Genomic DNA, 14,095 nt, shown 5'->3' on the forward strand with positions numbered 1-14,095 from the left:
CGCCCCGTAGAATCGATCACGCCGCCCTCAGCCAGACCTAGTGTCGTGCAGTGTGGTCCCCGCAGGGCGTTAACACTTTTATTGAATGAAATCAGTGTATTGAGCAGTGTCCCCATGGGGACGGCTCTCCGGTCTCTTCCGCGCTGCCGGATCGCGCCGATCCTAGGCCCCTTCGACGGCCTCCCGCAGCATCTCCCGGACCTGTCCCGCGACCACGGCGAGATCCGCGTTCTCGACCGCCGCCATCGAGGCGACCGGATCGACCGCGCTCACCTCCACCGCCCCGTCCGGAAGGCCGCGCAGGATGACGTTGCAGGGCAGCATCGCGCCGATCCGCGGCTCCGCCCCGAGCGCGCGGAAGGCCATCCTCGGATTGCAGGCGCCGAGGATCAGATAGCGGTCCATCTCGGCGCCGAGCTTGGCCTTCATCGTCGCCTGCACGTCGATCTCGGTGAGCACCCCGAAGCCCCGCTCGGCCAGGGCGGCGCGGATCCGCGCGACGACGTCCTCGAAGGCGGCGCCCTCGATCCTGCGGTTGATCGTGTAACCCATATCCCGGCACTCCTTGCCTCGTCAGGCCGCTACGGCATTTCCGGAACCATCTTGATGGCGCCGCAGGGGCATTCGGCCGCGCAGATGCCGCAGCCCTTGCAATAGTCGAGATCGATGCGGAAGCGCCTGCCCGGCCCGAGCTTGATCACCGCATTGTCCGGGCAGACCCCGTAGCAATTGTCGCATTCGAAGCAATTGCCGCAGGAGAGGCAGCGGCGCGCCTCGAAAAGCGCGTTCGCCTCGGTCAGCCCCTTCTCGACCTCCTCGAAGCCGGTCTGGCGGCGCAGCAGATCCAGCTGCCCCTGCATCCGCGGCGGCGCGTCGTCGTAATACCAGGTGTTGAGGTTCCGGAAGCTGGCGAGCTCGGGCTTCGGCGGCTTCTCGTAGCGGTCGCCGCGCAGCCAGGCGTCGATGTTGCGCGCCGCCTTCTTGCCATGGCCGACGCCGACGGTGACGGTGCGCTCGGAGGGGACCATGTCGCCCCCCGCGAAGAGCCCGGCGCGGCCGGTCATCATCTGCCCGTCGACGGCGACCACGCCGTCCTTCGCGATGGTCACGCCGGGCACCCGTTCGAGGAAGCTCGTGTCGACGTCCTGCCCCAGCGCGAGGACCAGCGTGTCGGCCTCCAGCGTCTCGAATTCCCCGGTCGGCTGCGGCCGGCCCTCCTCGTCGATGCGCATCTTCTCCACCGTGAAGGTGGTCTCGTCGATCGCCTTGATCGTGCGCAGCCAGTGGATCATCACGCCCTCGTCCTCGGCCTCGCGGGCCTCGAAGTCGTGGGCCGGCATCTGCTCGCGGGTGCGGCGATAGACGATCATCGCCTCCTCGGCGCCGAGCCGCCGGGCGGTGCGCGCCACATCCATCGCGGTATTGCCGCCGCCGTAGACGATGACCCGACGACCGAGTTGCGGCGGCTCGGCGCCGAGCTCCATGTCGCGCAGGAAGGAGACTGCGTCGAGGATGCGCCCGGCGGCATGGGCGGGGATCTCGGTGCGCCTGGCGAGATGGGCGCCGACCGCGACGAAGATCGCGTCGAAGCCGTCCTTCGCGAAGGCCGCCTCGATGTCCTCGACCTTGTTGTCGAGTTCGAGCGTGACGCCCATGGCGACGATCCGGGCGATCTCGGCGTCGAGCACATCGCGGGGGAGGCGGTATTTCGGGATGCCGAAGCGCATCATGCCGCCCGCCATCGGCCCGGCCTCGCGGATGGTGACGGAATGGCCGAGGCGGGTGAGGTGATAGGCGGCGGAGAGCCCGCTGGGGCCCGCGCCGACCACCAGCACCCGCTTGCCGGACGGCTCCGCCTCGAAGGCGGGTACCAGGCCCTCGCGGATCGCGTAGTCGCCGAGGAAGCGCTCGACGGCATGGATGCTCACCGCCTCGTCGAGCTGCGCCCGGTTGCAGGCGGTCTCGCAGGAATGATAGCAGACCCGCCCCATGACCGAAGGCAGGGGGTTGTCCTCCATCAGGACCTGCCAGGCGGCGGCGTAGTCGCCGCCCTCGGCCTCGAAGAGCCATTTCTGGATGTTCTCGCCCGCAGGGCAGGCATTGTTGCAGGGCGGCAGCCGGTCGACATAGACCGGCCTCTCCGTGCGCCACGAGCCGGTGTGGTTCTGGAGGCTCGATCCGGGGTCGAGGGTGATGGCGAAGGGCAGGGGCGCGTCCTTCATGGCCTTTCCTCCGCGGGAAGCAGCCCGTAGCGGGCGATATTGGCATCGGCCATGCGCTGGATCGCGTCGATGCGCTCGCGATCCTCCGCGCCCTTGCGGAAGAGATGCGCGAAGCGCTTCTGGGGCCGCAGATATTCCTCGACCGGCACCTTGCGGCGGATCGTCTTCACCGCCACGACCTCGCCGTGCTCGGCCTCGAAGAGCGGGAAGAGGCCGCTCTCCACCGCGAGCCGGGCGATGTGGATGGTCAGTTCCGAGGCCGATCCCCAGCCGAGCGGACAGGGCACCATGACATGGAGGTAGCGCGCGCCGCGGATCGACATGGCCTTCGCGACCTTGGCCTCGAGGTCGTGCAGGTCGGCGACGCTGGCGGTGGCGACATAGGGAATGTTGTGGGCCATCGCGATGCGAGGCAGATTCTTGCCGGTGCCGAAGACGTTGCCGGGATGCGGCCCGACGGCGGGCGTCGTGGCGGTGCGCGCCGCGGGCGGGGTCGCCGAGGAGCGCTGCACCCCGGTGTTCATATAGGCCTCGTTGTCGTAGCAGATGTAGAGCACGTCGTCGTTGCGCTCGAACATGGCCGGGGGGAAACGCGTCGGCGAGATCGGCAATCCCGAGCTCGCGGAAGCCGCGGGTGGAATTGATCAGCAGGTAGCCGCCGGGCTTCAGCCCCGAGAAGACGTCGATGGAATGCAGGAGCGTCGGATCCTGCACGATCAGGGCGTCGGGCTCCATGATCGGCTCGCGCAGCCGGATCTCGCCGTCGGAGATGCGGCAGAAGGCGGCGACCGGCGCGCCCATGCGCTCCGAGCCGAAGCTCGGAAAGGCCTGGGCGTGCTTGCCCTCGTCGAAGGCCGCCACGGAGAGAAGCTCGGCGGCAGTCACCACGCCCTGGCCGCCGCGGCCATGCAAACGAATCTCGAACAAGGGGGCAACCTCCACTCGCCCCCAATTTGCGGCTCCGGGCAGGGCCTGCCATGACCTGGATCAAGCCTGGCGGGTGTTGGCGCGGCGCGGGCGGCCTAGCCGGGCAGGAGGTTGCGGTTGGTCCGGAACACGTTCTGCGGATCCCAGGCGCGCTTGATCCCGGCGGGCCGGGGCAGCGCACTGCCCAGCGCGGCGGCGGTGCGCTCGTCGCCTTCGTCCGCGGTCAGGAAGTTGAGATAGGTGCCGCCGGTGGAGAAGCGCTTCATCCCGGTCCAGGCGGCCCGCGCCCATTCGATGTTCGCCGCATCCTCCTCCGGCCGGTCCCAGGCGCCGGTGACGTTGAAGACGTAGCGCGCCTGCCGGTTGCCGGCGGGGGAATGGTCCTCGTCGAGCTCATTGAGCGCGCCGCCGAGCTGGAAGAGCGCGATCGCCGCATGGGGCGAGCGGATCCGTCCGGCATGGGCGATCAGCTCGTCGCAGAGCGCGGGCTCGACACCGGCGAGGTATTCGCTCTTCCAGTAGTAGCGCTTGCCCTTGGGCTGGGTGGCATCGAGCATGGTTTGCAGCTGGGCGTAGGGGCGGCGCACCAGCACGTCGCCGACCGGCGTCCCGAAGGCCTTGATCGGCGCCACCAGCCGCTCGCCCTCCGCCGGATCGCCGGAATGGCAGGCCAGAATGACGACGATGGGCTTGCCGTGCATCTCCGGCGGCAGCCAGGGCGCCGGCGGTGCCGGGCGCATGAGCGCGACCAGCGTGAGCTCGCGCGGGGCCGCTTCGGCGAGGCTCCGGTAGAGCTCCAGCACATCCTCGGCCGCGCTCGCCGGCCAGGCGACCGCGCCGCCGACGATCTCCGGCCCGACGGGGTGGAGCGCGTAGTCGATGCCGGTGACGAGGCCGAAATTGCCGCCGCCGCCGCGCAGTCCCCAGAAGAGATCGGCGTTGTCGTCACGGCTCGCCCGCACCAGCTTGCCCTCGGCGGTCACCACGTCCATGCCCAGGACATTGTCGCAGGTCCAGCCGAAGCGGCGCGTCAGGTAACCGAAGCCGCCGCCCAGCGTCAGCCCCGCGCAGCCGGTCAGCGAGATGAAGCCCAGGACCGTCGCCAGACCGTGTAGCTGGGTCTCACGATCGAGGTCGCCGAGCAGGCAGCCGGCCTGGGCATGCGCGATCTTTCGCCCGGGCTCGACCCAGACGCCCCGCATCGGCGACAGGTCTATCATCAGCGCGCCATCGGCGGCGGCGAGCCCGGCGATGTTGTGCCCGCCCGCCTTGATGCAGAGCAGCAGGTCATGCTCGCGCGCGAACCGGACGGCCTCGATCACGTCGGCGGTTCCGAGGCAGCGCGCCACGAGCGCCGGTCGCCGCTCAATCATGCCGTTCCAGAGCGAGCGCGCTTCCTCGAAACCGGCATCGCCGGGCAGGAGAACCGGGCCCCGGAGCCGCATCCGCAGCCCGCCGACCATGTGCTCGTCCAGATCGATCTCGCGGCCGTCCAGTGTCCTGGCGTTCATGTGCTTCCCTCCCGACGAAGTGGCAGCCGTCCCCGGCTCCCGTTTCGGGTCCCGCACGCGCCCGCCGGGCGAGTCGGCCCGAACACCGGGTCAGGATACACCCGCAGCGCGGTCCATGGCACATGGCGCGGAATCGCGCCGCGGCGCAGGGGCGCCATGCCGGCGCAGGAAACCCGCGATTGGGGCGCGGAGGGGCTTGACTTCACACGGAATGCCGCAGACGGACGAGCTTCCGCCGCCTCCGGCTCTTGCCGCGGCGGAGGAATGGCTAGACTCGAGTTCCGATCCGCCTGCGAGGCTCAATTCCCGTGACCGCTCCCGACGACCCGCTCGTGATCTTCACCCCCTCCGGCAAGCGGGGGCGCTTCCCCGCCGGCACCCCGGTCCTGACCGCCGCGCGCCAGCTCGGCGTCGATCTCGATTCGGTCTGCGGCGGCCGCGGCATCTGCTCGAAATGCCAGATCACGCCCGCCTATGGCGATTTCCCCAAGCATGGGCTGACGGTCACCGAGGGCGCGCTCACGCCCTGGAACGCCGTCGAGGAGCGCTACAGGTCCAAGCGCGGCCTGATCGAGGGGCGCCGCCTCGGCTGCCAGGCCTGCATCGCCGGGAACGTGGTCATCGACGTGCCCCCCGAGAGCCAGGTCCACAAGCAGGTGGTGCGCAAGCGCGCCGAGGCCCGCCAGATCGTCATGGATCCCGCGACGCGGCTCTATTACGTCGAGGTGGCCGAGCCGGACATGCACGAGCCCTCGGGCGATCTGGAGCGCCTGGAGCGCGCGCTCTCCGAGCAATGGGGCCTCGCGCATGTCAAGGGCGACCTGCGCACGCTGCAGATGCTGCAGCCGGCGCTCAGGAAGGGCGCGTGGTCGGTGACCTGTGCGGTCTATCACGGCGACGGGCTCGGCGAGGCGCGCATCCTGCATGTCTGGCCGGGGTTCTACGAAGGCTCGATCTACGGTCTCGCCATCGACCTCGGATCGACCACGATCGCGGGCCATCTCTGCGACCTCGTCACCGGCGAGGTGCTGGCCTCCACCGGGCTGATGAACCCCCAGATCCGCTTCGGCGAAGACCTGATGTCCCGGGTCAGCTATGCGATGCTGAACCCGAACGGCGCCGCCGAGATGACCCGCGCGGTGCGGGGCGCGATGAACGCGCTGGTCGAGCAGAGCGCCGCCGAGGCGCGCATCGCGCCCGAGCTGATCTTCGAGGCGGTGATCGTCTGCAATCCGGTCATGCACCACCTGCTGCTCGGAATCGACCCGGTGGAGCTCGGCCAGGCGCCCTTCGCGCTCGCCACCGCCTCCGCCCAGACGCTCTGGGCGAGCGAGATCGACATGCGCATGCATCCCGACGCGCGGATCTACATCCTGCCCTGCATCGCGGGGCATGTGGGCGCCGATGCCGCCGCAGTGGCGCTCTCGGAGGCGCCGAACCAGTCCGACGAGCTGATGCTCGTGGTCGACGTCGGCACCAATGCCGAGATCCTGCTCGGCAACAAGGAAAAGGTGCTCGCCTGCTCCTCGCCCACCGGCCCCGCCTTCGAGGGCGCGCAGATCTCCTCCGGCCAGCGCGCGGCGCCGGGCGCCATCGAGCGGGTCGAGATCGACCCCGTCAGCAAGGTGCCGCGCTTCCGGGTGATCGGCTGCGACCTCTGGTCCGACGCGCCGGGCTTCACCGAGGCGACGCGGGCGACCGGCATCTCGGGCATCTGCGGCTCGGGCATCATCGAGGTGATCGCCGAGATGCGCATGGCGGGCCTCGTGGATTCCGGCGGGCTGATCGGCTCGGCCGAGCAGACCGGCACGTCCCGCTGCGTGCCCGAGGGCCGCACCCATGCCTATCTCCTCTACGACGGCAGTGCCGAGGGCGGCCCGCGCATCCTGGTGACCCAGGGAGACGTGCGGGCGATCCAGCTCGCGAAATCCGCGCTCTATGCCGGCGCGCGCCTGCTGATGGACCAGCTCGGCGTCGAGAGCGTCGACCGCGTGGTGCTCGCCGGCGCCTTCGGCGCGCATATCTCGCCCAAGCACGCGATGGTGCTCGGCATGATCCCCGATTGCGACCTCGCGAAGGTCACTTCCGCCGGCAATGCCGCGGGCACCGGCGCGCGCATCGCGCTCTTGAATTCCGCCGCGCGGCGCGAGGTGGAGACGCTGGTGACGCTGATCCACAAGGTCGAGACCGCGATCGAGCCGCGCTTCCAGGAGCATTTCGTCGCCGCCAATGCGATCCCGCATGCAAGCGATCCCTTCCCCCGCCTCGCTTCGGTCGTCGCCCTGCCCGCGGTCGCGTTCAACGCCGGCGGCGACCGGGGCGACCGGGGGCGCCGCCGGCGCGCGTCCTAGAGGGGTTTCGGCAGGGGCCGCATCCCGCCGCGCGAGGATGTGCGCGCGCGCACATCAGGCTATCATACTGGAATCACTCAGGAAATGCTTTCGCGTTTACCGAAACGCAACCAAGGTCGATGGCCCGGATCGCGACCCGCCCGCCCGGTGGAAGCCCCGGCTGGCGTGGTGGCGGAGCTTGTCGGGCGCGCCTCTCAGCTCACCAGCATGCGCAGGCCCTGGGTCACGTCCATCCGCACCGCGAGCCGCAGGCCGGGCTCGTCGCCGGCGGCCAGGGCCGCGATGATCTTGCGGTGGTTCTCGCCCGCCTGACGCTCCCGCCGGCCTTCGTAGAGCAGCCGCATGGTCGGCCCGGCCTGGAGCCAGACCGTCTCGATCAGCCCCAGCATCGCGGGCGCCTGGGCGCGCAGGTAGAGCGTGCGGTGGAATTCGAGATTGCCGCGCAGATAGCCCGCGGCATCGCCCTTCACGATCATCTCCTCGATGCCGCCGTTGATCGTTGCCATGCGCTCGATCAGCGCGGAATGCGCCCGGGGCAGGGCGCGGGCGGCCAGTTCCGGCTCGAGCAGGGCCCGCAGCGCCGCCAGTTCCTCGATCCGCTCGCCGGTGAGCTCGGGCGTGGAGACCCGCCCCGAGGCGGAGAGCTTCAGGGCCCCCTCCGCCACCAGCCGCCGCACCGCCTCGCGGGCCGGCGTCATGCTGACGCCGAATTCCGCGGCCAGCCCGCGCAGCGTCAGTGCCGCGCCCGGCGGGGTCGCGCCATGCATGATCCGCGTCCGGAGCGTGCGGTAGAGCCGCTCGTGGGCGGGAAGGTTCGTCTCCGTCGGCCGTTCGCGCTCGATCATCGCGGGATCTGTGCCGGCCCGAACCGCTGCGGTCAATCCGGCGCGGCGCCCGAGAAGTCGAAGGCGTGCAGGCCGGGCCCGTGCTGGCGCAGCCAGACGCGCTGCCGGCCGTAGTCGGGGCAGAGCGCGCGGACCCGGGCCCAGAAGCGCGGCGAATGGTTCATCTCCTCCAGATGCGCCACCTCATGCGCCACCACGTAGTCGAGCACCGCGGCGGGGGCGAGCACGAGCCGCCAGGAGAACATCAGATCCCCGGCGCTGGTGCAGGAGCCCCAGCGGGCGCGGGGATCGCGCAGGCTGATCCGGCCGGCCCTGCGCCCGAGCGCCGAGGCATGCCGGGCCACCGCCGCGACGCAGGCCGCCCGCGCCGCTTCGCGCAGGAAGGCGCCGGTCCGGACCGGCAGGTCGGCGGGACGGCCGGGGATCACCAGCCGATCGCCCTCCAGCCGCGGCCGCCCGTCCGGCGCCGCCGCGACCCGGATCTCGCCGTCGCCGAAGGGCAGCATTGTGCCGTCGCGCACCGGAACGCTCTGGCGCGACCGGCCGAGATGCGACCGGAGCCAGGCTTCGTGATCGTCCAGGAAGATGCGGGCCGCCGCGGTCGAGACGCCGGGAGGCAGCGTGAGGGTCGGCCCCGACCGCGCGCATCCGACCCGCAGCACCAGCCGCCGCGCGCGCTGGTTGCGCCGGATCCGCACCTCGATGGGCGGCGAGCCGACGGTGAGCGCCTCCGCCACGGAAATGGGCTTCACGCAGTGACGGTTCGGCGCTGCGCGCGGATGAAGTCGCGGACCTCGGGCTGGATCAGCTTGCGCCACCGCGAGCCGTTGAAGACGCCGTAATGCCCGACGCCCTCCGCCACGTAGCGCTTGCGCGCGGTCTCGGGCAATCCGGTGGCGAGGTCGTGCGCGGCCTCGGTCTGGCCGAGCCCGGTGATGTCGTCCTTCTCGCCCTCGATGGTCATCAGCCCGATGTCCACCATCGCGGCCGGATCGATCGGCCGATCGCGATAGCGGTATTCGCCGATCGCCAGCAGCCGCTTCTGGAAGACGCGCTCGATGGTCTGAAGATAGAATTCCGCCGCGAGGTCCATGACGGCGAGGTATTCGTCGTAGAAGCTCCGGTGCTGGTCGCTGCTGTCGCCGTCGCCGCGCACCAGGTTCTGGAACTGGCTCACATGCGCATCGAGATGGCGGTCGATGTTCATCGCGAGGAAGCTCGAAAGCTGAAGGAAGCCCGGATAGACCCGGCGCATGAAGCCGCGGTTGGGCCAGGGAACACGCACCACCACATTGTTCTCGAACCAGCTCAGCGGCCGGTTCTTGGCGAGTTCGTTGGGCTGCTTGGGATTGCGCGCGGTGTCGATGGGCGATCCCATCAGCACCATCGACGCCGGGCGGAGCGGATTGCCGTCCATCGACATCAGGCTCGCCGCCACCATCGCCGGCACGCCCGGCTGGCAGACCGCCATGACCGAGATTCGCTCGCCGCCCCGGCTCAGGAACTCGGTCAGTTCGATGAGATAGTCGGTGTAGTCGTCGAGGTCGAACTCGCCCTGGGTCAGGGGCACGTCGCGGGCGTCGATCCAGTCGGTGATATAGACCTCGTGCTCCGGCAGCATCGCCTCGACCGTGCCGCGCAGCAGCGTCGCGTAATGCCCCGACATCGGCGCGACCATCAGGACCCTGGGGTCGTTGCGCGCCTCGGCCGCCGCCGAATCGCGGCGGAAATGCAGGACCTTGCAGAAGGGCTTTGACCAGACGACCTCCTCGACGACCGGCGTCTTTACGCCGTCGACCAGAGTGGTGTCGATGCCGAATTCCGGCTTGCCGTAGCGCCGGGTCGCGTTGATGAACATCTCCAGCGCCGCCGACATCGCCCTTGACCCGTAGGTCTCCGACATGGGGTTCAGCGGATTTCGCATCACCTCCTGACCCATTCGCGCCGCGGCCCGCATCGGCGTAATCGCGGCATGGGTCATTTCGTAGGCGTGGTAGAGCATTCCGAAACCCCGACGGCTATTTGCAGCTGCGAAATCCTAACGTCTTTTTGCGCTGCATCAAGCCGGTTTCAATCGATTTAGGCTAGAGTGTGACATTATCCCTAACAGCAAAGCCTTTGACAAAGGTTACCGAGCGTGGCAACGGCTCGCAGGATTCGACTCACCCTCAGCAAGGATCTCCGATGCCCAAAGACGAATGGGGCGTAAAGCGTGTTTGCCCGACCTGCTCCACGCGATTCTACGATCTCCAGAACGACCCGATGACCTGTCCGAGCTGCGGCGCGGCCTTCACCATCGAGAGCCTGACGGCGGTGAAGACCAAGGCCCTGCGGCCCGAGAAGGCCAAGCCCGAGCCGGAGGATACGGACGATCTTCCCGAGGTCGAGGCCGACGACGACAGCCTCGGCACGGACGACGATCTCGACGACGAGATCCTCGAGGACGACGACGACAGCGTCGATCTCGACGAGATCGCCGATGTCGCGTCGGAGGACGACGAATCCTGATGCCGGCGGCACCGCAGATTGCGCTTGATCTGGCCGGGGCGGACCCCTAAAGACGAGCCGCGGTCGCACCTGCGGCATGGGGCCATAGCTCAGCTGGGAGAGCGCTTGCATGGCATGCAAGAGGTCAGGGGTTCGATCCCCCTTGGCTCCACCATCTCGCCTATTGATGTGAAGATGCCCGCCAATGCCCTGAAGGGAAAGGCGGTTTCTGCGGTTCGTCGGCCCGATTCCCGCAAGTGCCGCTGAGGCTGTGCGAAAGCCCGCCCCAGCACGGTCCGCTCGAAGGCTGCGCTTTCATTTTCATCGAGATTCCAAAGGATTGCCAAAAGGAGCGCAAGCGCCGGTTCGATAGGCTCCTCCAGCCTGTCCTTTGGCGAGACCATTCGACCGGCCCTTTCGGCGGGGACGGCTTCTGGCGTCTCGGCTTGGCAAGGATGTGTCGGCCCTGGACGGTGCGCAAAGCGCGCCGGCCCCCAGCAGGGCCGGCGCGGCCCGATCGCCACGGGTCGATCGGGCTGGGGATCCCCGGCCGCGGGCGGGACGGAGAACGAGCGTGTGGAGCGCCGGCCTAGGCGTCGAGATCCACGTTCCTCAGCCGCAGGGCGTTGCCGATCACCGAGACCGAGGAGAGGCTCATGGCCGCGGCCGCGAACATCGGCGAGATCAGCAGGCCGAAGACCGGATAGAGCAGCCCCGCCGCGAGCGGCACGCCGGCGGCGTTGTAGACGAAGGCGAAGAAGAGGTTCTGGCGGATGTTGCGCATGGTCGCGAGCGCCAACCTTCGCGCGCGAACGATGCCCTTGAGGTCGCCCTTGACCAGCGTGAGGCCCGCACTCTCGATCGCGACGTCCGCGCCGGTGCCCATGGCGATGCCCACATCGGCCTGGGCGAGTGCGGGGGCGTCGTTCACCCCGTCGCCGGCCATGGCGACCCGGGCGCCCTGGGCCTGGAGGTCGCGGATGATGCGCGCCTTGTCCTCGGGCAGCACCTCCGCGCGGATCTCGTCGATGCCGAGCCGGCCGGCCACCGCGCGCGCCGTGCGCTCGTTGTCGCCGGTCGCCATGACGATGCGGAATCCCAGCGCATGCAGGGCCTCGAGCGCGGCCGGCGTGGTCGCCTTCACCGGATCGGCCACCGCGAGCATGCCGGCGACGCGGCCTTCGAGAACCACGAACATCACGGTCTCGCCCGCATCCCGGCGGCGGTCCGCCTCCGCGGAGCGGGCCGCGCCGTCGAGGCCGAGATCGGCCAGCATCCGGGCATTGCCGAGCGCGACCGGCCGGCCCTCGACGCTGCCGGTGACCCCCTTGCCGGTCACCGCCTCGAAATCCTCGGCCCCGGCGAGCGCGATGCCGCGTTCTTCCGCGCCGCGGACGATCGCCTCGGCCAGCGGGTGTTCGGAGCCGCGCTCGAGGCTGGCGGCGAGGCGCAGGACCTCCGCCTCGCTCCGCCCCGGCTCCGGCAGCACCGCGACGAGCCTGGGCCTGCCCTCGGTCAGGGTGCCGGTCTTGTCGAGGATCAGCGTGTCGACCGTCGCGAAGGTTTCCAGCGCCTCGGCGTCGCGGATCAGCACGCCGGCCTGCGCGCCCCTTCCGGTGGCGGTCATGATCGACATGGGCGTGGCGAGGCCCAGCGCGCAGGGACAGGCGATGATCAAGACCGCGATCGCCGAGACCAGCGCATAGGCGAGCGCCGGCGGCGGCCCCCAGATCGCCCAGCCGACGAAGGCGAGCAGCGCCGCGGCGATGACCGCCGGCACGAACCATCCCGCCACCGCATCGGCGAGGCGCTGGATCGGGGCGCGCGAGCGCTGCGCGGCCGCCACCATCTCGACGATCTGCGCCAGCATCGTGTCCTTGCCGACGCGCTGCGCCTCGATGACCAGGCTGCCCCTGCCGTTGATCGTCGCCCCCGTCACCGGATCGCCCGCGACCTTCTCCACCGGGAGGGGCTCGCCGGTGAGCATGGATTCGTCGACCGAGGAATGCCCCTCCGCCACCACCCCGTCCACGGGGACCTTCTCGCCCGGGCGCACGCGCAGCCGGTCGCCCACATGCACCTCCTCGAGCGGGATCTCGGCCTCCGTGCCGTCGGCGCGGATCACCCGCGCGGTCTTCGCCGCGAGGTCCAGGAGCGCGCGGATCGCCGATCCGGTGCGCTCGCGCGCGCCGAGCTCGAGGATCTGGCCCAAGAGCACCAGCACGACGATGACCGCGCTCGCCTCGAAATAGACGCCCACCTGGCCGGAATGGTCGCGGAACCGCTCGGGGAAGATGCCGGGCGCGAGCACCGCGACCAGGCTGAAGAGATAGGCGGCCGCGACGCCCATGCCGATCAGGCTGAACATGTTGAGGTTCAAGCTGCGGAAGGATTTCCAGCCCCGGGCGAGCAGCGGCCATCCCGACCAGAGCACGACCGGCGTGGCGAGCAGGAGCTCCAGCCGGCGCGCGGTGCCAGGACCGATCAGCGCCTCAAGGGAGAGGCCCAGCATCGGCCCCATGGCGATCGCCACGAGCGGCAGGGTCAGCGCCGCGCCGACCGCGAAGCGGCGGCGGAAGTCGACGAGCTCGGGGTTCGGCCCCGCCTCGCCCGTCGGCACGCCCTTGGGCTCCAGCGCCATGCCGCAGATCGGGCAATCGCCCGGGCCGACCTGCTCGATCTCGGGATGCATCGGGCAGGTGTAGATCGTTCCCTCGGGCATCGGCGCCGGCGCCGGGCGGTCCCCGAGATAGCGCTCCGGCTCCGCCGCGAACTTCTCCGCGCAGCGGGCGGAGCAGAAATACTGCCGCGTGCCCTCGTGGCGGGCCATGTGCCGCGCCGTGGCGCGGTCGACCGTCATGCCGCAGACCGGGTCGGTCGCGGAGATGTAGTCCTCGGGCGCCGCCGCGAACCGGCTGCGGCAGCCCTCGGAGCAGAAATGGAAGCGGCGGCCCTCGTGCTCGTGGCTGGGCTTGCCGGCCTCCGCCTCGACGGTCATGCCGCAGACCGGGTCGCGGAGAAGCCGGTCCTCGGGCGCCCTATGGGGCGGGTTCATGGCGGGCTCCCCGATTCTTGCATTGGGACATGCGCCCCTGCCTTCGCCCGGAGGTCAAGGGCCGGGGGAATGCATCCGGCGACGCGCCCCGGTCAGGCCGAGCTCCGGGCGGGCCGCGCCGGGCGCGGCCTGTTCACGATCCGGAGGTCTCCGGCTGCGGCGGCGGTCGGGCGGAAGGGCCGTCGGTGTCAGGTCGGGTCGCGCCAGCGGTTGACGATCGGATAGCGGCGGTCGAGCCAGAAGGCGTGGCGGGTCAGGCGGGTGCCGGGCGCCGACTGGAAGCGCTTGTATTCCGAGAGGTAGAGCAGGCGCTCCACCTTCTTCACCGTCTCGCGGTCGAAGCCCTCGGCGACGATCGCCGCGACCGAGGCGTCGCCCTCGATCAGCCGCTCGAGGATGGCGTCGAGCACCGGATAGGGCGGCAGGCTGTCCTCGTCCTTCTGGTTGGCGCGCAGCTCGGCCGTGGGGGGCTTGTCGATGACCCGGGGCGGGATGACCTCGCCCGCGGGCCCCTTCATCCAGGGCCGGTGGTTGGCGTTGCGCCAGCGGCAGCTCTCGAAGACGCGGGTCTTGTAGAGATCCTTCACCGGATTGTAGCCGCCGGCCATGTCGCCGTAGATCGTGGCATAGCCGACCGCCACTTCGGACTTGTTGCCGGTGGTCAGCAGCATCTCGCCGAACTTGTTCGACAGCGCCA

The 14,095-nt window shown here is 70.0% G+C and carries 11 protein-coding genes, 1 tRNA gene and 1 pseudogene; 3 read left to right on the plus strand and 10 right to left on the minus strand.

Annotation, left to right across the window (positions count from 1 at the left end; all coding sequences use genetic code 11):
• Positions 1-162: 162 nt before the first annotated feature.
• The 5 genes and pseudogenes from V7050_RS10705 to V7050_RS10725 form a co-directional block, all read right to left on the minus strand.
• Entirely contained in the window at positions 163-552 is a 390-nt protein-coding gene (locus tag V7050_RS10705) for a DUF302 domain-containing protein (protein WP_324368585.1), read from the minus strand.
• Positions 553-581: 29 nt separating this feature from the next.
• Complete coding sequence (locus tag V7050_RS10710) at positions 582-2,222, minus strand: NAD(P)-binding protein (RefSeq protein WP_324368587.1); 1,641 nt, start codon at positions 2,220-2,222, stop codon at positions 582-584.
• Positions 2,219-2,800, minus strand: a complete 582-nt coding sequence (locus V7050_RS10715; RefSeq protein WP_324368589.1) for a thiamine pyrophosphate-dependent enzyme — start codon at positions 2,798-2,800, stop codon at positions 2,219-2,221. Before V7050_RS10715 ends, V7050_RS10710 begins: the two co-directional genes overlap by 4 nt.
• A gap of 100 nt (positions 2,801-2,900) precedes the next feature.
• Positions 2,901-3,164 (minus strand): annotated as a pseudogene (locus V7050_RS21040) (2-oxoacid:acceptor oxidoreductase family protein); the annotation flags it as partial.
• 80 nt (positions 3,165-3,244) lie between these two features.
• Positions 3,245-4,660, minus strand: coding sequence for an FAD-binding oxidoreductase (locus tag V7050_RS10725; RefSeq protein WP_324368593.1), 1,416 nt, complete (start codon positions 4,658-4,660; stop codon positions 3,245-3,247).
• 308 nt (positions 4,661-4,968) lie between these two features.
• Here V7050_RS10725 and V7050_RS10730 point away from each other — a divergent pair, with 308 nt between their 5' ends.
• Positions 4,969-7,011 (plus strand): ASKHA domain-containing protein, encoded by a 2,043-nt coding sequence (locus V7050_RS10730; protein WP_324368595.1) that lies wholly within the window; start codon positions 4,969-4,971, stop codon positions 7,009-7,011.
• Positions 7,012-7,205: 194 nt separating this feature from the next.
• Here V7050_RS10730 and V7050_RS10735 read toward each other — a convergent pair whose 3' ends face one another.
• Genes V7050_RS10735 through V7050_RS10745 form a run of 3 tightly spaced genes read right to left on the minus strand, consistent with a single transcriptional unit; the run spans position 7,206 to position 9,858 of the window.
• Complete coding sequence (locus V7050_RS10735; RefSeq protein ID WP_324368597.1) at positions 7,206-7,856, minus strand: GntR family transcriptional regulator; 651 nt, start codon at positions 7,854-7,856, stop codon at positions 7,206-7,208.
• Positions 7,857-7,888: 32 nt separating this feature from the next.
• Positions 7,889-8,608, minus strand: a complete 720-nt coding sequence (locus tag V7050_RS10740; protein WP_324368599.1) for a M48 family metallopeptidase — start codon at positions 8,606-8,608, stop codon at positions 7,889-7,891.
• Positions 8,605-9,858, minus strand: a complete 1,254-nt coding sequence (locus V7050_RS10745) for a polyhydroxyalkanoate depolymerase (protein WP_324368601.1) — start codon at positions 9,856-9,858, stop codon at positions 8,605-8,607. The genes V7050_RS10740 and V7050_RS10745 overlap by 4 nt, the downstream gene beginning before the upstream one ends.
• Positions 9,859-10,040: 182 nt before the next feature.
• On the opposite strand from V7050_RS10745, the gene V7050_RS10750 reads away from it, so the two are divergent.
• Both V7050_RS10750 and V7050_RS10755 read left to right on the plus strand, forming a co-directional pair.
• A complete protein-coding gene (locus V7050_RS10750; RefSeq protein WP_324368603.1) occupies positions 10,041-10,364 on the plus strand; it encodes a TIGR02300 family protein in 324 nt (107 codons plus the stop codon).
• Positions 10,365-10,442: 78 nt separating this feature from the next.
• Positions 10,443-10,518: transfer RNA gene (locus V7050_RS10755), tRNA-Ala, on the plus strand.
• A gap of 414 nt (positions 10,519-10,932) precedes the next feature.
• Here V7050_RS10755 and V7050_RS10760 read toward each other — a convergent pair.
• Positions 10,933-13,398, minus strand: a complete 2,466-nt coding sequence (locus V7050_RS10760; RefSeq protein WP_324370512.1) for a heavy metal translocating P-type ATPase — start codon at positions 13,396-13,398, stop codon at positions 10,933-10,935.
• A 188-nt stretch (positions 13,399-13,586) separates the two neighbouring features.
• A partial coding sequence (nadE, locus tag V7050_RS10765; RefSeq protein ID WP_324370510.1) for an NAD(+) synthase occupies positions 13,587-14,095 on the minus strand: 509 nt, incomplete at its 5' end.

This window comes from Amaricoccus sp., assembly GCF_036846665.1.
Lineage (GTDB): Bacteria > Pseudomonadota > Alphaproteobacteria > Rhodobacterales > Rhodobacteraceae > Amaricoccus.